The 19,498-nt window shown below is 71.0% G+C and carries 20 protein-coding genes; 14 read left to right on the top strand and 6 right to left on the bottom strand.

The genetic code is table 11. The features are described from left to right. Position 1 precedes the first annotated feature (1 nt). Together OG524_RS20090 and OG524_RS20085 are read right to left on the bottom strand one after the other, a co-directional pair. Positions 2-256 (bottom strand): MoaD/ThiS family protein, encoded by a 255-nt coding sequence (locus OG524_RS20090; protein ID WP_405389476.1) that lies wholly within the window; start codon positions 254-256, stop codon positions 2-4. 41 nt (positions 257-297) lie between these two features. Next, entirely contained in the window at positions 298-1,191 is an 894-nt protein-coding gene (locus OG524_RS20085) for an alpha/beta hydrolase (RefSeq protein WP_405389477.1), read from the bottom strand. A gap of 298 nt (positions 1,192-1,489) precedes the next feature. Between OG524_RS20085 and OG524_RS20080 the strand changes: the two genes are divergently transcribed. The 6 genes from OG524_RS20080 (at position 1,490) to OG524_RS20055 (ending at position 6,949) form a co-directional block, all read left to right on the top strand. Further along, a complete protein-coding gene (locus OG524_RS20080) occupies positions 1,490-2,293 on the top strand; it encodes a response regulator transcription factor (protein ID WP_405389478.1) in 804 nt (267 codons plus the stop codon). A 24-nt stretch (positions 2,294-2,317) separates the two neighbouring features. Continuing rightward, positions 2,318-3,361, top strand: coding sequence for a LacI family DNA-binding transcriptional regulator (locus OG524_RS20075; protein ID WP_405389479.1), 1,044 nt, complete (start codon positions 2,318-2,320; stop codon positions 3,359-3,361). A gap of 92 nt (positions 3,362-3,453) precedes the next feature. After that, on the top strand, positions 3,454-4,536 hold the full coding sequence (locus tag OG524_RS20070; RefSeq protein WP_405811390.1) for a S1C family serine protease: 1,083 nt from the start codon (positions 3,454-3,456) through the stop codon (positions 4,534-4,536). A gap of 13 nt (positions 4,537-4,549) precedes the next feature. Next, positions 4,550-4,750, top strand: a complete 201-nt coding sequence (locus OG524_RS20065; RefSeq protein ID WP_405811388.1) for a hypothetical protein — start codon at positions 4,550-4,552, stop codon at positions 4,748-4,750. Positions 4,751-4,796: 46 nt separating this feature from the next. After that, entirely contained in the window at positions 4,797-5,525 is a 729-nt protein-coding gene (locus tag OG524_RS20060) for a response regulator transcription factor (RefSeq protein ID WP_405389482.1), read from the top strand. Continuing rightward, complete coding sequence (locus OG524_RS20055) at positions 5,522-6,949, top strand: sensor histidine kinase (protein ID WP_405811386.1); 1,428 nt, start codon at positions 5,522-5,524, stop codon at positions 6,947-6,949. Before OG524_RS20060 ends, OG524_RS20055 begins: the two co-directional genes overlap by 4 nt. A 7-nt stretch (positions 6,950-6,956) precedes the next feature. Here the strand turns inward: OG524_RS20055 and OG524_RS20050 are convergent, their stop codons facing one another. The 4 genes from OG524_RS20050 to OG524_RS20035 all read right to left on the bottom strand — a co-directional run bounded on the left by OG524_RS20050 (position 6,957) and on the right by OG524_RS20035 (position 10,890). After that, positions 6,957-7,850, bottom strand: a complete 894-nt coding sequence (locus OG524_RS20050) for a phosphatidylinositol-specific phospholipase C (RefSeq protein ID WP_405389484.1) — start codon at positions 7,848-7,850, stop codon at positions 6,957-6,959. A 79-nt stretch (positions 7,851-7,929) separates the two neighbouring features. Beyond that, positions 7,930-8,463, bottom strand: a complete 534-nt coding sequence (locus OG524_RS20045; protein WP_405811384.1) for a putative toxin-antitoxin system toxin component, PIN family — start codon at positions 8,461-8,463, stop codon at positions 7,930-7,932. Positions 8,464-8,504: 41 nt separating this feature from the next. Then, positions 8,505-8,951 (bottom strand): helix-turn-helix domain-containing protein, encoded by a 447-nt coding sequence (locus tag OG524_RS20040; protein WP_405389487.1) that lies wholly within the window; start codon positions 8,949-8,951, stop codon positions 8,505-8,507. A gap of 130 nt (positions 8,952-9,081) precedes the next feature. Next, positions 9,082-10,890, bottom strand: coding sequence for a bifunctional metallophosphatase/5'-nucleotidase (locus OG524_RS20035; RefSeq protein ID WP_405811382.1), 1,809 nt, complete (start codon positions 10,888-10,890; stop codon positions 9,082-9,084). A gap of 344 nt (positions 10,891-11,234) precedes the next feature. Here OG524_RS20035 and OG524_RS20030 point away from each other — a divergent pair, with 344 nt between their 5' ends. The 8 genes from OG524_RS20030 to OG524_RS19995 all read left to right on the top strand — a co-directional run bounded on the left by OG524_RS20030 (position 11,235) and on the right by OG524_RS19995 (position 19,311). Further along, a complete protein-coding gene (locus OG524_RS20030) occupies positions 11,235-11,915 on the top strand; it encodes a hypothetical protein (protein WP_405389489.1) in 681 nt (226 codons plus the stop codon). 94 nt (positions 11,916-12,009) lie between these two features. Further along, positions 12,010-12,933: a mycothiol synthase gene (mshD, locus tag OG524_RS20025; protein ID WP_405389491.1), complete on the top strand. Its 924-nt coding sequence runs from the start codon at positions 12,010-12,012 to the stop codon at positions 12,931-12,933. A 93-nt stretch (positions 12,934-13,026) separates the two neighbouring features. Next, positions 13,027-13,437, top strand: a complete 411-nt coding sequence (locus tag OG524_RS20020; RefSeq protein WP_405389493.1) for a GntR family transcriptional regulator — start codon at positions 13,027-13,029, stop codon at positions 13,435-13,437. Then, positions 13,434-14,351, top strand: coding sequence for an ABC transporter ATP-binding protein (locus OG524_RS20015; RefSeq protein ID WP_405811379.1), 918 nt, complete (start codon positions 13,434-13,436; stop codon positions 14,349-14,351). The genes OG524_RS20020 and OG524_RS20015 overlap by 4 nt, the downstream gene beginning before the upstream one ends. Further along, positions 14,348-15,331 carry a hypothetical protein gene (locus OG524_RS20010; protein ID WP_405389495.1) on the top strand — a complete coding sequence of 328 codons (984 nt, stop codon included), beginning with the start codon at positions 14,348-14,350 and terminating at the stop codon, positions 15,329-15,331. The genes OG524_RS20015 and OG524_RS20010 overlap by 4 nt, the downstream gene beginning before the upstream one ends. Before the next feature lie 314 nt (positions 15,332-15,645). Further along, positions 15,646-17,898, top strand: a complete 2,253-nt coding sequence (locus tag OG524_RS20005) for an RNA degradosome polyphosphate kinase (protein WP_405389496.1) — start codon at positions 15,646-15,648, stop codon at positions 17,896-17,898. After that, a complete protein-coding gene (locus tag OG524_RS20000; RefSeq protein ID WP_405389497.1) occupies positions 17,885-18,901 on the top strand; it encodes a CHAD domain-containing protein in 1,017 nt (338 codons plus the stop codon). Before OG524_RS20005 ends, OG524_RS20000 begins: the two co-directional genes overlap by 14 nt. After that, positions 18,898-19,311: an NUDIX hydrolase gene (locus OG524_RS19995; protein WP_405389498.1), complete on the top strand. Its 414-nt coding sequence runs from the start codon at positions 18,898-18,900 to the stop codon at positions 19,309-19,311. The genes OG524_RS20000 and OG524_RS19995 overlap by 4 nt, the downstream gene beginning before the upstream one ends. Positions 19,312-19,498 lie beyond the last annotated feature (187 nt).

The raw sequence follows: 19,498 nt of genomic DNA, 5'->3' as shown, positions 1-19,498 counted from the left end.
GTCACCCTCCTGCGAACGGCGGGAGCACCTCGACCGTGCCGCCCTCGGCAAGCCGTACGGTCTCATGTCCGCGGGTGCCCACGGGATCGCCGTCGATCAGGAACGAACATCTCTTCAGTACCCGCGTCAGCTCACCGGGGTGCCTCTCGCGCACCTCGTCGAGCGCCTCGGCGAGCGTCGCCGCCGCGTACGGCTCCTCCGCGGTCCCGGCGGCGGCCTTGGCCGCGGCCCAGTAGCGGATCGTCCCCGCTGCCATGGCGGGACCCCTTTCGTCGTGCGTCAGCTGTCCATCATGAGTCACGCCGACGCCGTCCAGTCGGCGATGCGGGTCAGCAGGGCCTCGTCCGCCGCGTTCTCGGCGTGCCCCATCCCGCGCTCCAGCCACAGCTCGGCCCCGCCCCCGGCCGCACCGGCCAGCATCCGCGGGTGGTCGAGCGGGAAGTACGGGTCCCGGTCGCCGTGCACGATCAGCAGCGGCGCAGTGATCAGCGGGACCGCCTCGACCGGGGACAGCGGGACGGGGTTCCAGTCCTCGCGGTCGATGCGGGTACGGAAGCCGTAGCGGCCGACGAGCCGCCCGGCCGGCCGGGTGACGACCCAGTGCAGGCGCCGCATCGGGGCCGTCCCCCGGTAGTACCAGCGGGCCGGCGCGCTGACGGCGACCACCACATCCGTATGCGCGTCCGTGCGCCCCTCGTGCGCCCCGATGCGCTCACCCACCCGTTCGTCGGCGAATTTCCGTGGGTCCGGCGCCGTATACAGAGCCGCGTGCCGGAGCACCACGGAACCGCCCATCGAGAAGCCGACCGTAACGATGCGGCGGTGTCCCAGCGACCGTGCCCAGGCCACCGCGGCGGCCAGATCCAGCACCTCACGATCGCCCACCGTGGACCGCCCGCCGGACCGTCCGTGGCCCCGGAACGAGAACGTGATCACCGCCGCACGCTGGGCGAACACCCCGGCGGCGCGCCTGACGGCCGGCCGGTCGACGGCGCCGGTGAAGCCGTGTGCGAGGACGACGGCCGTACCGCCGGACGCCCCGTCACCGCCGGCCTCCGAACCCGCCGTACACGGGGTGTACACCGCCTCGATACGGACCCCGTCACCGGCCGGCAATGTGGTGCGGCGGGGGATCGGCGTGATCGAGGGAACAAAAGAACTCAGGAAACAACCCTCGGACACAGAACTCATGTGGGCTATTCTCCTGTGAAGAGGATCCGGGCAACGCAGCCCCCGGGTCCTTTTGTGCTTTCCGCGCGTTGTTACGACGACGTTTCGACAAGCTCAGCGACCCCCCGGAGTGGGGCCGCACAGTAAAAACCGTATGACGGCCGCCCAGGCGGACGGCCGTACGGGAGTACGAGGCACTGCCGCACTACTCCCCCGGGTCCGACCCGGGAGTGCCCCTCTCGCAGGGAACGAGGAGGACCGACGTAATGGGCGAGCGAACCGTGCACGATCGACCGACGACCCAGACAGGTGGGCGGCGATGAGTTCACTGCTGCTTCTGACCAATGCCCTTCAACCGTCGACGGAGGTGCTCCCCGCCCTCGGCCTCCTGCTGCACAGCGTGCGGGTGGCCCCCGCCGAGGGACCCGCGCTCGTCGACACCCCAGGTGCCGACGTCATTCTCATCGACGGCCGCCGCGACCTGCCCCAGGTGCGCTCGCTGTGCCAGCTGCTGCGGTCCACCGGACCCGGCTGTCCGCTGATCCTCGTCGTGACCGAGGGCGGCCTCGCGGCCGTCACCGCCGACTGGGGCATCGACGACGTCCTGCTGGACACCGCGGGCCCCGCCGAGGTCGAGGCCCGGCTGCGACTGGCCACCGGCCGCCAGCAGATCACCGCCGACGACTCCCCCATGGAGATCCGCAACGGCGACCTGTCGGTGGACGAGGCGACCTACAGCGCCAAGCTGAAGGGCCGGGTCCTGGACCTGACCTTCAAGGAGTTCGAACTGCTCAAGTACCTCGCGCAGCACCCCGGCCGGGTCTTCACCCGCGCCCAGCTGCTGCAGGAGGTCTGGGGCTACGACTACTTCGGCGGTACCCGGACGGTCGACGTCCACGTACGGCGGCTGCGCGCCAAGCTCGGCCCCGAGCACGAGTCGCTGATCGGGACCGTGCGCAACGTCGGCTACCGGTTCGTCACCCCCGAGAAGGTGGAGCGGGCTGCCGAGGAGGCCAAGGCCAAGGCGGCGCCGAAGCCCGTCGAGGAGGCCGTCACCCGTTCGGAGCAGCCCGCGGAAGCCGAGATCCCGGAAGAAGCCCCGGTCCGACCTGCCACGAGGTAGGTCGATCCGCGTAGACTGCCGCGCGTGGCCAAGGTGACGCGGGACGATGTGGCGAGACTGGCGGGGACCTCGACAGCGGTCGTCAGCTACGTCATCAACAACGGACCCAGGCCGGTTGCCCCGGCCACGCGCGAGCGGGTGCTCGCCGCGATCAAGGAGCTGGGCTACCGGCCCGACCGGGTCGCCCAGGCCATGGCCTCACGGCGTACCGATCTCATAGGCATGATCGTGCCGGACGCCCGTCAGCCCTTCTTCGCGGAAATGGCGCACGCGGTCGAACAGGCCGCAGCCGAGCGCGGAAAGATGGTGCTCGTCGGCAACTCCGACTACCGCGACGAGCGCGAGGTCCACTACCTGCGGGCCTTCCTCGGCATGCGGGTCTCCGGGCTGATCCTGGTCAGCCAGGGCCCCAGCGAGCGGGCGGCGGCCGAGATAGAGGCCTGGGACGCCCGGGTCGTCCTGCTGCACGAGCGGCCCGAGGCGATCGACGACGTCGCGGTCGTCACGGACGACATCGGCGGCGCGCAGCTCGCCACCCGTCACCTCCTGGAGCACGGCAACGCCTACGTGGCGTGCCTCGGCGGCACGGAGTCCACCCCGGTGGTCGGTGACCCGGTCGCCGACCACATCGAGGGCTGGCGCCGGGCGATGCACGAGGCGGGACGGTCGACGGACGGCCGGCTCTTCCACGCCCCGTACAACCGCTACGACGCCTACCAGGTCGCCCTGAAGCTGCTGGCCGGGCCGGACAGGCCCCCGGCGATCTTCTGCTCGACGGACGACCAGGCCATCGGGGTGCTGCGGGCCGCGCGTGAGCTGCGGATCGACGTGCCCCAGGAGCTCGCGGTCGCGGGCTTCGACGACGTGAAGGAAGCGGGCCTCACCGATCCGCCGCTGACGACGGTCTTCTCGGACCGTCCGGCGATGGCACGGGCGGCCGTGGACCTGGTCCTCGACGACTCGCTGCGGGTCTCGGGGTCGCGGCGCGAGCGTCTGAAGCAGTTCCCGTCCGCGCTCGTGGTGCGGCGTTCGTGCGGCTGCGGGGCACCGAACGTCACCGGACGGTAGCCCTCCGTCCTTATATGGGGCATACACGGTTCTGTCGGGCTTCTCAGGGACCGCTCAGGTCCTTCTCATGTTGGTCGCCCACTCTCGTAGACATGACCGACAGCCACCGCCCGAGCGGCGAGTACCCGATGTACCCCTCGTACGGCAACGGCGAGGCGGCCTACCCGCCGCCGCCGGCGTACGAACCCGCACCGCAGACCGGCGTGGCGGCCGGCGCCCCCGCCTGGCCCGCACCCGAGCCCGCCCCCGAACCGGCCGCGGCCCCGGCCCGGGAGCGCCGGGCCCGGCGTCCCGTCGCCCTGCTGGCCGCCGTGGCGATCGCCGCGGCAGTGATCGGCGGCGGCACCGCCACCCTCCTCGGTGAGCTCACCGACGGCGGCTCGAACAGCACCGGCTCCGGCAGCGTCGTCAGCGGCACCACCGTCTCGCAGAGCAGCGCGGGCACCGTCTCCGGCGTGGCGGCGGCGGTGGCCCCGGCGATCGTGGAGATCAGCGCGACGTCCTCGGCGGGGGACGCCACCGGTTCCGGTGTCGTCATCACCTCGGACGGCGAGATCGTCACCAACAACCACGTGATCGCGGGGGCCACGCAGATCGAGGTGGCCCTGAGCACCGGCAAGACGTACACCGCCGACGTCGTGGGCACCGACGCCGACAAGGACCTGGCCCTCATCAAGCTCCAGGACGCGAGCGGACTGAAGACGGCCTCCCTCGGCGACTCCTCCGCGGTCGAGGTCGGGGACCAGGTCGTGGCGATCGGCTCGCCCGAGGGCCTCACCGGCACCGTCACCAGCGGCATCGTCTCGGCGCTGGACCGCGACGTCACGATCGCCAAGAACGACGACAGCTCCGGCTCCGGACAGGGACAGCAGCAACAGGGCGGCGGGAACTGGCCGTTCGAGTTCGGCGGACAGCAGTTCAACGGCGACACGGGCACGTCCAAGACCACCTACAAGGCCATCCAGACCGACGCCTCGCTCAACCCCGGCAACTCCGGCGGCGCGCTCATCAACATGAACGGCGAGATCATCGGCATCAACTCCGCGATGTACTCGCCCAGTTCGTCCAGCGCCTCCGGCAGCTCCACAGCGGGCAGCGTGGGCCTCGGATTCGCCATCCCGGTCGACACCGTCAAGGCCGACCTGGACACCCTGCGCGCCGGCAACGGCTCCTGACGAGAAGGTCACGATGCACGACGAGGAGGTCACGATGAACCACACCCCCGACACCGCCGGCCCGTCCGGCCTGGCCCTCCCGCTCGCCCTGGCAGCCGAACTGGCCGGCCCCGCCCCCACCGCGGCCGGCCCACGCCCCCCGGAGGTCCGCACCACAGCCACCGGCCGCAGGCGCCGTGCCGCGCGACGCCGCGCGACGGCCGTGCGAGGCTGAGGGCACAGCACGCAGCACCTGTCGCACGAAGGAAGAGGACGAAGCGATGAGCCCCGCCGAAGACGATCCGCAGCGCGTACTGATCGTCGACGACGAGCCCGCCGTGCGCGAGGCCCTCCAGCGCAGTCTCGCCTTCGAGGGCTACGGCACCGAAGTGGCCGTAGACGGCTACGACGCCCTCACCAGGGCGGAGTCGTACGCCCCCGACCTGATCGTCCTGGACATCCAGATGCCCCGCATGGACGGCCTCACCGCCGCCCGCCGCATCCGGTCCACCGGCTCCACCACCCCCATCCTGATGCTCACCGCCCGCGACACCGTCGGCGACCGGGTCACCGGTCTCGACGCGGGCGCCGACGACTACCTCGTCAAGCCCTTCGAGCTGGACGAGCTCTTCGCCCGCATCCGGGCCCTGCTGCGCCGCAGCTCGTACGCGGTCGGGGCGGGCGGGGCCGTCCCCGACGACGTCCTGTCCTTCGCCGACCTCCGCATGGACCTGAACACCCGCGATGTCACCCGCGGCACGCGCCGCGTCGAGCTGACGCGCACGGAGTTCACCCTTCTGGAGATGTTCCTGGCCCACCCCCGGCAGGTGCTGACCCGCGAGCAGATCCTCAAGGCCGTCTGGGGCTTCGACTTCGAACCCAGCTCCAACTCCCTGGACGTGTACGTGATGTACCTGCGCCGCAAGACCGAGGCGGGCGGCGAGCCGCGGCTCGTCCACACGGTGCGGGGCGTGGGGTACGCGCTGCGTTCCGGGGGCGGTGACGGGTGACCGGACTGCCGCGCCGGCTGCGCGCCCTGCCGATCCGCTCCCGGCTCGCCCTGCTGGTCGCCACAGCTGTGGCGATCGCGGTGGCGGTGGTGGCCGCGGCCTGCTGGTTCGTGACGCGTGATCAGCTGGAGAGCCAGCTGGACGAGACGCTGAGCGGTTCCAAGGTCGACCAGCGCTACCTGACGGATCTGTACACGTACTGCAAGGGCAACACCGCGCAGACGCCCCCGCGCTTCGTCGGACTGACGGTCCAGCTCGTCGACTCCCAGGGCACGGTCTGCATCGCTCCCGACGCCGCGTCGTCCAAGGTTCCGGTGAGCGACAAGGACCTGGAGGTGGCGAAGCGGGAGCGGCACTACGCCCTGCACTCCACGACGGCCGAGAACGGCACGGACGTGCGGGTCTACACCTACCCGCTGGGCGTCTTCGGGGCCCCCGGCTCGGAGTCGGGGAACCTCGCCGTCTCCATCGCCCGCCCGATGAGCGAGATCACCGACTCCCTGTCCACCCTCGCCTGGGTCCTGCTCCTCGTCTCCGGCATCGGTGTCGTCGGCGCCGGAGTGGCCGGACTCTGGGTCGCCCGTACCGGTCTGCGTCCCGTCGACGAACTCACCGACGCCGTCGAGCACGTCGCCCGCACCGAGGACCTCACCGTCCGGATCCCGGTCGAGGGCGAGGACGAGATCGCCCGCCTCTCCCGCTCCTTCAACTCGATGACCGGCTCGCTGGCCACCTCGCGCGACCGCCAGTCCCAGCTCATCGCGGACGCCGGGCACGAGCTGCGCACCCCGCTCACCTCACTCCGTACGAACATCGAGCTGCTCGCCCGCAGCGACGAGACGGGCCGGGCCATCCCGCCCGACGACCGCAGGGCCCTGATGACGTCGGTCAAGGCCCAGATGACCGAGCTGGCCGCCCTCATCGGCGACCTCCAGGAGCTCTCCCGCCCCGACGCCGCCCAGCCGGGCCCGCTGCGGGTCGTCGCCCTGCACGACATCACCCGTACCGCTCTGCAGCGCGCGAGGCTGCGCGGCCCCGAGCTGACCATCACGGCCGAGCTGGCCCCGTGGTACGTACGCGCCGAGCCGGCCGCGCTGGAGCGGGCCGTGGTCAACGTGCTGGACAACGCGGTGAAGTTCAGCCCGTCCGGCGGCTCGATCGAGGTGAACCTGCACCGCGGCGAGCTGACGGTCCAGGACCACGGCCCCGGCATCCCGGCCGAGGAGCTCCCGCACGTCTTCGAACGCTTCTGGCGCTCCCCCTCGGCCCGCCAGCTCCCCGGCTCCGGCCTCGGACTGTCCATCGTGGCCCGCACGGTCCAGCAGGCGGGCGGCGAGATCGCCCTGCGCCCGGCTTCCGGCGGCGAGGGCACGGTGGCCTCGATCCGTCTGCCGGGCGCACCGCAGCCGCCGCCGGAGCTGTGAGCGCGCCTCAGGCCGCGGGGTTGTGCCGGATCAGCGACTCGACCAGGCCGGAGCGGGTCGCCGGGTAGTCCAGCGGGACGATGCCGAGCCCGCTCCAGCCCGCCGCCTCCGCCCCGTCGAGGAACGAGTGGACCTGCGGGTTGAGCCGGTCGGAGTTCCAGCGCGGCGGCATCAGTGCGGCGGTGCTGACGTAGTTCATGAACAGTTTGCCGGGCTGCTGGGCGGCCTTGCGGAACTGCGCCTCGATCTTGGGGTACTTGCCGAACGGTTCGGCCATGTAGTCGTCCTGGATGTCGAAGACCGCCGGGTCGGCGTACCGGACCCCCGGCAGCCCGCCGTTGTCGGCGAGCACCACGACCTTGCCCCGGGCCCCGCCGAGGTCCGGGAGCGCGGGGTCCAGGCGCAGGAGCGGGCGCCAGCCCTTGCCGTCGAGGTAGAGGTCGAAGATCCGCCGGAACGCGGCGTCGCTCTCCTCCGAGTACTCCTGCTTGACCCTCATCAGTACGGTCTCCGAGGGCCGCTGGGCCAGGAAGTCCCGGCAGGCGCCGAGCACGTCGTCGAAGTTCAGGTTCTGGTACGAGGCCCCGTGATGGATGGCGTACGCGTCGCCGCTGATCCGGCAGCGTATGTCGAGGAAGCGGATGCCGCTGTTGAGCTGCTCGGCGACCGTGGTGTTCTGGCAGGCCGTCCAGGGGCCGCCGTAGCGCGCCCCGGAGTTGTGCGTTCCCGGGATCGTGAGGCGTTGCAGCGGGGTGGCGTCGGCGATGCCGGCCATCCAGTCCTGGGTACCGAGGGCCCGCTCGGCGGCTGCGCCGGCGGGCGTCGCTCCGACGAGGACACCGGCGGTGGCGGCGAGGGCACCGGTGAGGAAGGTCCGGCGGCTGGCGGTGTACGGGCTCATGCGGGGAGGCCTCCGTCGGCTGTGGGGGGAGGCCTGAAATTATGTCGGGTACACCTCAATTCGGGAACAGGGCCCACCCTCAGAGCCGCCGCCGGAACTCCGCCGCGAACTGCGGAGCACCCCCCGCATCCAGCCGGTCCAGCAATCCATGCAGATCACGTGGCTCGCGACGGTACCTCTCGGTCTGGCTGCGCAGGACTGCGTGCACATCCACCGGAGCTAGATCGAGCATGTCCAGGAGGAAGTCATCCGGCCTCAGCACCTCGATCTCGTACGGATTCGCCGCCTCCGGCGGGAAGTCCTTCACATTGAGTGTGACGACGGCATGCGCTTGACCACGAACGGCCGCCGCCAGCACATGGCGGTCCTTCTCGTCGTTCGTCATCGCCGGTACGAGTGCGGCGTAACCCGCCACCGCACTGTCGGGAAACGCCCCCGCCATGGCCTCGACGAGCTGCTTCGCCCTGGCAGGGTCCAGCCGCGCCGAGATATTGCGCCTCAGCTCCTCAAGGATGTCCGCCGACCACAGCGGCTCATAGAGCTCCGCCTCGGCCAGGCGCAGCAACGTGTCCCTGAGGTAGTTCGGAAAGAGAACGCAGGTGTCCAGGACCACGCGCTGCACATCGCTCCAAGTGCCTTGGCTGTCATGGGGTCTCAGGCGTCGTAGAGGCCGGAATCCTCGGTCAGCTCGACCAGCTCATCCAGGCCTTGACGCCTTCGGGTGCGGCGCTGCTCCTTGTAGGCGAGCACATCCGCCAGCAGCACTCTGCGATGCCGTCCGGGGCGGGAGAAAGAGATCCCGCCCTCGTCCAGAATCTTGACCAGGGTGGGCCGGCTGACACCGAGCAGATCTGCGGCTTCCTGGGTCGTCAGTGTTGTGTTCACCGGGGCGACTGTGACGGCCTTGCCCTCGGACAGGGCGCGCACGACCACCATCAGGGCTTCGTAGACCTCGGAGGGCAGTGTTCTCGTCGTACCGTCCGGTCCGCGGAGCAGTGCAGGCTCCACGGCCTGCGGGGTCCGGTCGAGGAACTCGCAGAGCTCAGCGATCTCCGCACGGTGCTCGGGTAGCAGAGTCCGGTCTTCAGCGGTGCCGTGCATAGCTCTGTCTCCTTTGAGAGTCAGCCCAGCATCGCACAATTCGAAAGAAACGCAAGCCGCGAAAACGGCAGGAGCGGGGCGGTAGGCCCTTCCGGCCCGCCTCCCCGCTCCCGTTCGCCGCTGCCGCTGACTACTGGATGACCGTGATCCGGTCCGTGGCCGGGGGGGCCAGGGGGGCGGCGGCCGTGGAGTGGGCTGCCAGGTAGGTGTTGAACAGGTCCAGGTCGGACGCGCCGACCAGCTTGTTCGTGCCCTGTCCGAGGGCCGCGAAGCCGTCGCCGCCGCCCGCGAGGAACTCGTTCATCGCGACGCGGTACGTCTTCGCCGGGTCGATCGCCTCACCGTTCAGCAGGATCGAGGCGGCGACCACCCGGTCGGCGCCCGACTTCGTGAGGTCGAGCGTGTAGGTCAGGCCCTTCGAGACCTGGAGGATCTTCGGGCTGGCCTCGTTGGAACCGCTGACCTGCTGCTGGAGCGCGGCGACGAGCTGCGCGCCGGTCAGGTCGACGACGTTCATCATGTTGGTGAACGGCTGGACGGTGAACGCCTCGCCGTACGTCACCACTCCGGCGCCCTCGCTGCCGGACGCGGCGTACACGAGGTCGGAGCGGATGCCGCCCGGGTTCATGAACGCGACGACCGCACCGCCCTTGTCCGCCGGGGCCAGACCCTCCAGCTGGGCGTCGGCGATCAGGTTGCCGAGCGGCTTCTCGGGGGCCGTGGAGCCCCGGCCGTTGATGTCGGCGGAGATGAAGCCCTGCGGCCGGTTGGAGATCGGCGCAGCGAGGGTGTTCCAACGGGCGATCAGGGCCGTCATGTCGGTGGCCTTGGCCTGGTCGCGGCGGACGACGTGATTCTCCGACGTCACGGACTTCACCGACGTACGGACGATGTCCTTGGTACGGCGGTCGTAGGTGAGGGTCGTGTCCGTGTAGATCTTGCCGAACGACGAGGCCGAGGTGACCATGCGCGGCTTGCCGGACGGGTCCGGGACCGTGCACACGTACGCCTGGTGGGTGTGACCCGTGACCAGGGCGTCGACCTTCGGCGTGATGCCCTTGGCGATGTCGGCGATCGGCCCGGAGATGCCGTCACCGGCGCCGGGGCTGTCGCAGTCGTAGTTGTACGAGGTGGAGGCCGGGGCCCCGCCCTCGTGGATCAGGGCCACGATGGACTTGACGCCCTTGCGGTCCAGCTCCTTGGCGTACTTGTTGACCGTCTCGATCTCGTCGTGGAACTTCAGGCCCTTGACGCCGTTGGCGGTGACGATGTTCGGCGTGCCCTCCAGGGTCACCCCGATGAAGCCGATCTTGACGCCGTTCTTCTTCCACACCGTGTACGGCTTGAGGATCGGCTTGCCGGTCTTCTCGTTCGTCACGTTGGCCGCGAGGTACGGGAAGTCGGCGCCCTCGAACGTCTTGCCCTGCTCGTAACAGCCCTCGACCGCGTGGCAGCCGCCGTTCTGGAGGCGGCCCAGCTCCGTGGCGCCCTCGTCGAACTCGTGGTTGCCGACGGCCGTCACATCGAGGTCGAGCCCGTTGAGCGCCTCGATGGTGGGCTCGTCGTGGAAGAGCCCGGAAAGCAGCGGGCTCGCGCCCACCATGTCTCCACCGGCCGCGGTGACGGAGTACGGGTGGCCCTGGCGCGCGGTGCGCAGCGAGGTCGCCAGGTACTCGACGCCACCGGCCGGAATCGACTTCACGGTGCCGTCGGCCTGGATCTCGCTCACCGAACCGGCGGAACCGGCCGGCGGCTCCAGGTTGCCGTGCAGGTCGTTGAAGGAGAGCAGCTGGACGTCGACCGTAGAGGGCTGGTGACCGTGCCCCCGGTCGTGGGCGCCAGCCGGCATCGCGGCGACGAGCGCGCCGACGGTGGCCAGTCCGGCCGCGGCGGCGAGCACCCGCCTGGACGCGCGGTTCTTCTGCGGAGTCGCTGACATCGTTCCCCTTGTGCGTTCAGCGGAGGGTGGTGAATTGGGATCACATGCGTGCCGCAGCCTAGAGTCAACGCGCGTAGCGCGACAGGGTGTCGGGGTTACGAGCTGGTTGCTTCCTTGCCGGAAAGTGGCATATCCGCCGATATGCCACCGTCACTGACGGTGCGTCACTGCTACGGTTGGTTCACAGCAGTGCCACAGGTCGAGAAGGGCGACTGCCCGATACGGCGGATCAGGCGCCGGATCGAGCCATTTCCGCCCTGACATGTCCCGTGATTCTCACCGAACACCTCTCGGGACCTGCCGCCCGCATTCGGCGTGTCAGTGGCGGCCGTTACTCTCTGCCCATGAGAAATTCAAAGGTTCTGATCGTCATGATCGCGGCCGGACTGCTCACCGCCGGCTGCGGCTCGGACGACAGCTCCTCCGGGTCCGGCGGAGACAAGGCGCAGAAGGCCCTTCCGGTCGCCATCGACGGCCCGCAGAAGGATGTGCGCCGACGCGGCGAGGACAACATCAAGGTCACCCCGGCGCCCAAGTTCGGCGCCCCGCTGGACGAGCAGGTGGTGCACCGGCTGCGCGAGGCGATCCTCCTCGACGCCAGGGTGCCGGGCGAGACCAGCGCGACGTGCCCTGACGGTGTGACGCAGAAGGCCGGCGCCGTCAGCCAGTGCGTCGTGACGTACGAAGGGGCGGAGGTCCCCTACGAGGTCAAGATCAGCGATTCGCACACCGAGGGCGACACGATCACCTCGTACACCATCACGCCCAAGAAGGCACTGCTGGTGGCGACGTCCGTGTACGACCTGCTGAACGAGCAGTACGGGAAGGACTCGGGACGCACCGACGCGAGCAAGCTCGCCTGCCAGGAACTGCCCGTCGCGAAGACCATCGAGTGGGATTCCGACAGCGGCTACACCTGCCAGTACTGGGGCGAGCACGCGATCGACGGTGGAGAGGGCTACAAGACCTTGAAGATCACACAGGGCTCGCAGGGCTACTCCCTCGGCTTCGAGGAAGTCGCCTGACACACTTGGGCCGGACAGCTGATCCCCTGTTCCCGGGTGGGGGCGCCCCTTCGTGACAAGGGAACGCCCCACCCCACGCCGTACGCTCGTACCCATGACGACTGACGTACCCCTCCCCGCCCCCGGCCGTGCGATCGAGACCCTCGACGCGCTCACCACCGAGCAGGCCGACGCCGTCCTCGCCCTCCTCGGCGAGGCCGCCGGGACCGACGGCAGGCAGGCGGTCTCCGAGCAGGGCCGGCTCCAGCTGCGGGGCGGGCACCGCGAGGGCGTCCGGCACTTCCTCCTCACCGCCGACGGCGTGCTGGCCGGCTACGCGCAACTGGAGGACACCGACCCCGTCGAGGCCCCCGCCGCCGAGCTCGTCGTGCATCCTGCCCACCGCGGCCACGGGCACGGCCGGGCCCTTGGCGCCGCGCTCCTCGCCGCGACCGGCAAGCGGCTGCGGGTCTGGGCGCACGGCGGCAAGTCGGCGGCCCGGCACCTCGCCCAGGTCCTCGGCCTCTCCCTCTTCCGTGAACTGCGCCAGCTCCGCCGCCCACTGGACTCGCTCGACATCGCCGAGCCGGTCCTGCCCCCGGGCGTCACCGTCCGGACCTTCGTACCCGGACAGGACGACGCGGCCTGGCTCGCGGTCAACAGCGCCGCCTTCGCCCACCACCCCGAGCAGGGCTCCCTCACCCAGCGGGACCTGGACGACCGCAAGGCCGAGCCGTGGTTCGACCCGAAGGGCTTCTTCCTGGCCGAGCGCGACGGCGCGCTCGTCGGCTTCCACTGGACGAAGGTGCACGCCGCGGAGCAGCTCGGCGAGGTGTACGTCGTCGGTGTCCTGCCCGAGGCCCAGGGAGGCGGCCTCGGCAAGGCCCTCACCGCGATCGGGCTGCGCCACCTGGCCGCCGGTGGCGTGCCCACCGCGATGCTCTACGTCGACGCGGACAACCCGGCCGCCCTGTCGGTGTACGAGCGGATGGGCTTCGCCACGCACGAGGTCGACCTGATGTACCGCACGGAGTCCTGACACCGGGTCAGCACAGGCCGGGGCGGCGTCGCTTGACGCCGCCCCTTCTTTGCGACACCCTTTCACTACTCAATTAGTGAAAGGGTGTCGGACATGGCAGAGTCCGCAGCGGTCGAGTTCCGCATCGACCGGCGCAGCGGCGTCGCCACCTACCTCCAGATCGTGCAGCAGACCAAGCAGGCGCTCCGCCTGGGTGTGCTGGAGCCGGGCGACCGGCTGCCCACGGCCCGCGAGGTCGTCGAGGCCACGGCCATCAATCCCAACACCGTGCTCAAGGCCTACCGCGAACTGGAGCGCGAAGGGCTCGTCGAGGCCCGCCGCGGCCTCGGCACCTTCGTCCGCCGCACCCTCGGCAGCGCGGCCGTCGCCACCGACGCACCGCTGCGCGCCGAACTCGCCGGGTGGACCCGCAGGGCACGCGCGGCCGGACTCGACAAGGACGACGTGAGCGCGCTCTTCACCGCCGTACTGGACAGCACATTCAAGGGGGACCAGGACTCATGACAGGCGCCGCGATCGAGGCGAACCGCCTCGGTATGAAGTACGGGCGAAGGGCCGGGTGGGCGCTGCGCGACTGCTCGTTCCGGCTGCCCGCAGGGCGGGTGTGCGCCCTCGTCGGGCCCAACGGTGCCGGGAAGTCCACCCTGCTCACCCTCGCGGCGGGCCTGCTCAGGCCCACCGAGGGCTCGGTGCGGGTCCTCGGCACGGACCCGGGTGAGGCACGGCACCGCATCGCGTACGTCTCCCAGGACAAGCCGCTGTACCCGCAGCTCACCGTGGCCGACACCCTGTGGGCCGGCCGGGAGCTCAACCCCGCCACCTGGGACACCGCGACCGCCGACCGGATAGCCGGACCGCTCCGGCAGGACGCGAAGGTCCGCACCCTCTCCGGTGGGCAGCGCACCCGGCTCGCCCTCGCCCTCGCCCTGGGCAAGCGGCCCGAACTGATGCTGCTGGACGAGCCGATGGCGGACCTCGACCCGCTTGCCAGGCATCAGCTGATGGGCGCCCTGATGGCCGAGGCCGCCGAGCACGCCACCACCATCGTGATGTCCTCGCACATCCTCACCGAGCTGGAGGGCTCCTGCGACTACCTCCTGCTCGTCGACGGCGGCTCGGTCCGGCTCGGCGGCGAGAGCGAGGACATCGTCACCGCGCACGCCGTGGTCACCGGCCAGGTCCGCGACCTCGCCCCGCACACCGTCGTCGAGTCCCGCACGACGGGACGTCAGCTCACCGCACTCGTACGGAAGGAAGGCCCGGTGGACCTCACCGCCTGGGACGTCACGGAGCCCTCGCTGGAGGAGCTCCTGCTGGCCCACCTCCGCTCACCGGAGGCTCCCCCGCTGCTCACACCGAGCGCGACCGGCCGACCCAGCACCACGGGCGGGCCGAGCCGGACGGAGGCCGCCGTATGAGCACCCTCACCACCCTGCGCGGCCCCGCCCGCGTGGCCGTACGCCAGCACCGCCGCACCCTGCAGATCGCGGGCCTCCTCGCCCTGGCGGGAGCCCTCGCCGTCATCGGCTTCGCACTGTGGACGACCCACCTCATCGACGGCTTCGAGGCGGGCCCCTGCCAGGCCTCGGGCGTCTCAGGACGCGCCTGCGACCAGCGGATCGTGGACTTCCAGGGGTCGATGCACCTGTACGGCAGCGTGCTCATGTACGCGGGACTGGCAGTGACGGCCCTTCCCGTGATCGTGAGCGCGTTCGTCGCCGGCCCCTTGATCGCCCGGGAGCTGGAGAGCGGTACCTACCGCGTGGCCTGGACCCAGTCCGTGACGCCCGCCCGCTGGCTGGCGGCCAAGCTCGCCGTACCCGCCGTGCTGCTCGTCGCCGGTGTGACCGTGCTGTCCGTCGTGCTCGCCTGGGCACAGACACGGACGGCCACCGGCCACACGGTCGACTGGTTCGACCCCCAGGTCTTCGGCACGACGATCCCCGTGGTCATCGGCTACACCCTGCTCGGCATCGCGGTGGGCGCGCTCACGGGCCTGCTGGTGCACCGCACCGTGGCCGCGATCTCGGTGGCCGCACTCGCCACCGGCACGGTGATGGTCGCTCTCGGCACCTTCCGGAGCGACCTCTGGCCCCTGCGGATCTCGACCAGCACGACGGACGGGCCCTCGGGCGTACCCCTGGATTCCTGGGTCGTCGACGTCGGGCGTGTCACCAGCAGCGGTGAACGGCTGCCGATGGACGTGTGCCGGCCGTCGGGCAGTGCGGCCGAGGAGGCCCGGTGCCTGGCCGGTCGCGACATCACCGGCATGTTCGTCGACCACCACCCCGCCTCGCACCTCTGGCCCCTCCAGCTCGTCGAGACCGGCATCGTGCTCGCCCTCGCCGCCCTGGCCCTCACCCTCACCTTCCGGGTGCTGCGCCGCCACCACGGCTGACCGACGTCCCCGTCCGGGCTCCGGGGGGAGCCCGGACAGGGACCGGGCGTACGGTGGAAGGGACCGGCGGACACCGAAGAGGTACCGGCCCGGCCGAAAAGGGACGTCGCCGCAGCCACACCGCTTCCTGCACGTCATGTCGTCGTTACCGGCCATTCAGACGCGCTTGCGACCCTCACGGGATGCAGCCAGCTGTGCCCACCCCCCGCAACGGGCGAAACCCCGGCAGAGACCAGGGTTCGCTGCCCGCTCCTTCCGCGATCTTTAACGGCTCCGACGCGCCTCAGGGCCCGGATGCGCGGAACAATAGGTCCATGAGCCAGCAGCCCAGCTCCGAGGTCCCGGTCCAGCCCGCCCAGCCGTCCGTCGGCTCGCTCGCCGCACACCGGCCGAAGGCCGTCGCCGGATCCCCGTCCGCGCCCGCCGGCCTCGCCACGGCCGCCGACCTGGACCCCGATCTGGACAACGACGCGGATGCGTACGAGCCCGAGCCGGACGGCGACGAACTGCCGCAGGGACGCTTCCTCGACCGGGAGCGCAGTTGGCTCGCGTTCAACGAACGGGTGCTGGAACTGGCCGAGGACCCCACCACCCCCCTCCTCGAACGGGCTAATTTCCTCGCCATCTTCGCGTCGAACCTGGACGAGTTCTTCATGGTCCGGGTGGCCGGACTCAAGCGCCGTATCGCGACCGGCGTCGCCACCCGGTCCGCGTCCGGGCTCCAGCCCCGCGAGGTCCTCGACCTGATCTGGACCCGCTCGCGCGAACTCATGGCCCGGCACGCCGCCTGCTACCAGCAGGACATCGCGCCCGCCCTGTCCGACGAGGGCATACAGCTGATCCGCTGGCCCGATCTGACCGAGAAGGAGCAGGCCCGCCTGTTCACCTTCTTCCGGCAGCGGGTCTTCCCCGTCCTGACCCCGCTGGCCGTCGACCCGGCGCACCCCTTCCCGTACATCTCCGGCCTCTCGCTGAACCTCGCCGTCGTCGTACGCAACCCGGTCAGCGGCCACCGCCACTTCGCCCGGGTCAAGGTGCCGCCACTGCTCACCCGCTTCCTGGAGGCGTCCCCGCAGCGCTACGTCCCGATAGAGGACATCATCGCGGCCCACCTCGAAGAGCTCTTCCCGGGCATGGAGGTCCTCGCCCACCACATGTTCCGCGTCACCAGGAACGAGGACCTGGAGGTCGAGGAGGACGACGCCGAGAACCTGCTCCAGGCCCTGGAGAAGGAGCTCATGCGGCGCCGCTTCGGCCCGCCGGTCCGCCTGGAGGTCGAGGAGTCCATCGACCCGTACGTGCTGGACCTGCTCGTACGCGAGCTGAAGATCTCCGAGACCGAGCTCTACCCGCTGCCCGGCCCGCTCGACCTCACCGGACTGTTCGGCATAGCGTCCCTGGACCGGCCGGAACTGAAGTTCCCCAAGTTCATCGCCGGCACCCACCGCGATCTGGCCGAGGTCGAGTCCGCGTCCGCGCCCGACATCTTCGCCGCGCTGCGCGAACGCGACGTACTGCTCCACCACCCGTACGACTCGTTCTCCACCTCCGTCCAGGCCTTCCTGGAACAGGCGGCGGGCGACCCGGACGTCCTCGCGATCAAGCAGACCCTGTACCGGACCTCGGGCGACTCCCCGATAGTGGACGCCCTGATCGACGCCGCCGAGTCCGGCAAGCAGGTCCTCGTCCTCGTCGAGATCAAGGCACGCTTCGACGAGCAGGCCAACATCAAGTGGGCCCGCAAGCTGGAGGAGGCCGGCTGCCACGTCGTCTACGGCCTCGTCGGCCTCAAGACCCACTGCAAGCTGTCGCTCGTCGTCCGCCAGGAGGGCGACACCCTGCGCCGCTACTCGCACGTCGGCACCGGCAACTACCACCCCAAGACGGCCCGGCTGTACGAGGACCTCGGCCTGCTCACCGCGGACCCGCAGGTCGGCGCGGACCTCTCCGACCTCTTCAACCGGCTCTCCGGCTATTCCCGCCGCGAGACCTACCGCCGGCTGCTGGTCGCCCCGAAGTCCCTGCGCGACGGACTGATCGCCCGGATCAACAAGGAGATCACCCACCACCGCGCGGGCCGCCCCGCCTACGTCCGCATCAAGGTCAACTCGATGGTCGACGAAGCGATCATCGACGCCTGCTACCGGGCCGGACAGGCAGGCGTACCCGTCGACATCTGGGTGCGCGGGATCTGCGCGATCCGCCCCGGTGTCAGCGGACTCTCCGAGAACGTCCGGGTCCGCTCGGTACTGGGCCGCTTCCTGGAACACTCCCGGGTCTTCTCCTTCGGCAACGGCGGCGAGCCCGAAGTGTGGTTCGGCAGCGCCGACATGATGCACCGCAACCTCGACCGGCGGATCGAAGCACTGGTCCGCGTCACCGACCCCGCCCATCGCGCCGCCCTCAGCAGGCTCCTGGAAACAGGGATGTCCGACACCACCTCCTCCTGGCACCTGGGTCCCGACGGGAACTGGACCCGGCACGCCACGGACGCGGACGGCCAGCCGCTGCGGCACGTGCAAGAGATGCTCATCGACGCCCGGAGGCGCAGGCGTGCGACGCCCTGACCATCAGACGACCACGCTCTCCGCGGAAGCGGTCCTCGCGCCCTACCTGCGCGACCAGGCCGCCGAATTCCTGCGCAGCCTTCGTCTGCACCGCGAGCACAGCACCCCGACGGACGCCGGGACCCAGCGGGCCGAGGAGGCCGCCGGCGCGCTACGGCACGCGGCGCGCCGGATCAGCGGCACGCTGCACACCTTCCGGGCCTCGCTCGAACCCGGCTGGGCCGACCAGCTCCGCACGGAACTGGCCTGGCTCTCCGGCACCCTGGCCCGCGAACAGGCGTACGCCACCCGGCTGGGCCGTCTGCTGGAGGCCCTGCACCAGCTCTCCGGCGCCCCGCTGCCCGCCGCCCGGACGCCTGCCGTCACCACCGCGTCCACCGTCGCCGCCGCCCTCTCGGGGACGGCCGCCGCCGACAAGGAACGGGCGGCGCTCGGGGTCGGCGCGGCCCGCGCCGGGGCGCTGCTCGAACGCCAGCTGACCCTCGCCCGGACCCGCGCCCACTCCGCCGCGCTCCAGGCGCTCGGCTCCTCCCGCTTCCACGCGGTCGCCGACGCCGTGGCCCTCCTCGCCTCCGAGGTCCCGCTGTCGCCCACGGACCCGGCCGCCGAGGTGCTGCACGCCCCGGCCGGCCTGGCCGAGCAGCGGATGCTGGCCGCGGTGGCCGCGCTGCCGCCCGACGAGGCGCTGGAGCCGTACAACGAGGCGCAGGACGCCCTGTGGCACCAGGCCCGCCTGCTGCTGCGGCTGCACCGGTACGCGCACGAGGTGGTCCACGGAGCCCCCGATCCGGTCCTGGCCGGGGCGGGGCACGCGCTCGACCTGCACCGGGACGCGGCCGAGGCCGCCGCCGCCGCGGCCTCGGCGGCCCGCACCCCGCGGATCGCCCCGGCGACGGCGTACGCCCTGGGCGTGCTCCACGCCGACCAGCGGCACGAGGTCGAGGCCGCGCGCAGCGTGTTCCGGGAGACCTGGCCGTACGCGGCGGCCGTGACCGCACCATGAAAGACCTCGTACGGGCGGCGGGCTGCGTGCTGTGGCGCCGCTCCCCGTACGACGGCGGCGTCGAGATCTGTCTGGTCCACCGACCGCGCTACGACGACTGGTCCTTCCCCAAGGGCAAGCTGAAGCGGGGCGAGACGGCGCTGGAGGGCGCCCTGCGCGAGGTCCTGGAGGAAACCGGCCACCACTGCGCCCCCGGCGCCGCCCTGCCCACGGCCCGCTACCTCGTGAACGGCCGCCCCAAAGAGGTCAGCTACTGGGCCGCCGAGGCGACGGACGGCGCGTTCGCCGCCAACGACGAGGTCGACCGGCTGGCCTGGCTCTCCCCGCCTGCCGCCAGGGCCCTTCTGACCCGCCCAGGCGACCGCCGCCAGCTGGACGCGTTCCTGGGAACGGCGCCTTCCGGCGCCTGAGGCAACGCCCCGCACCCACAGGAACCAGCCCGCCCGACACGGTTCACCTTCCGTTCACTCTGCCCCGTAGGCGGCTTCACCTGTTCTGCCTAATTTCGGACTTACACGGTGCACGGCGCCAAGCCACCGCACCATTCCTCATCGCACGCCGCCTCGCATCACCTGCCGCGGCGGCTCCTGGAAGGAA

This window comes from Streptomyces sp. NBC_01520, assembly GCF_045040375.1.
Lineage (GTDB): Bacteria > Actinomycetota > Actinomycetes > Streptomycetales > Streptomycetaceae > Streptomyces.
The sequence above is the reverse complement of the archived record's forward strand: the minus strand, read 5'-3'. Positions and strand labels throughout refer to the sequence as shown.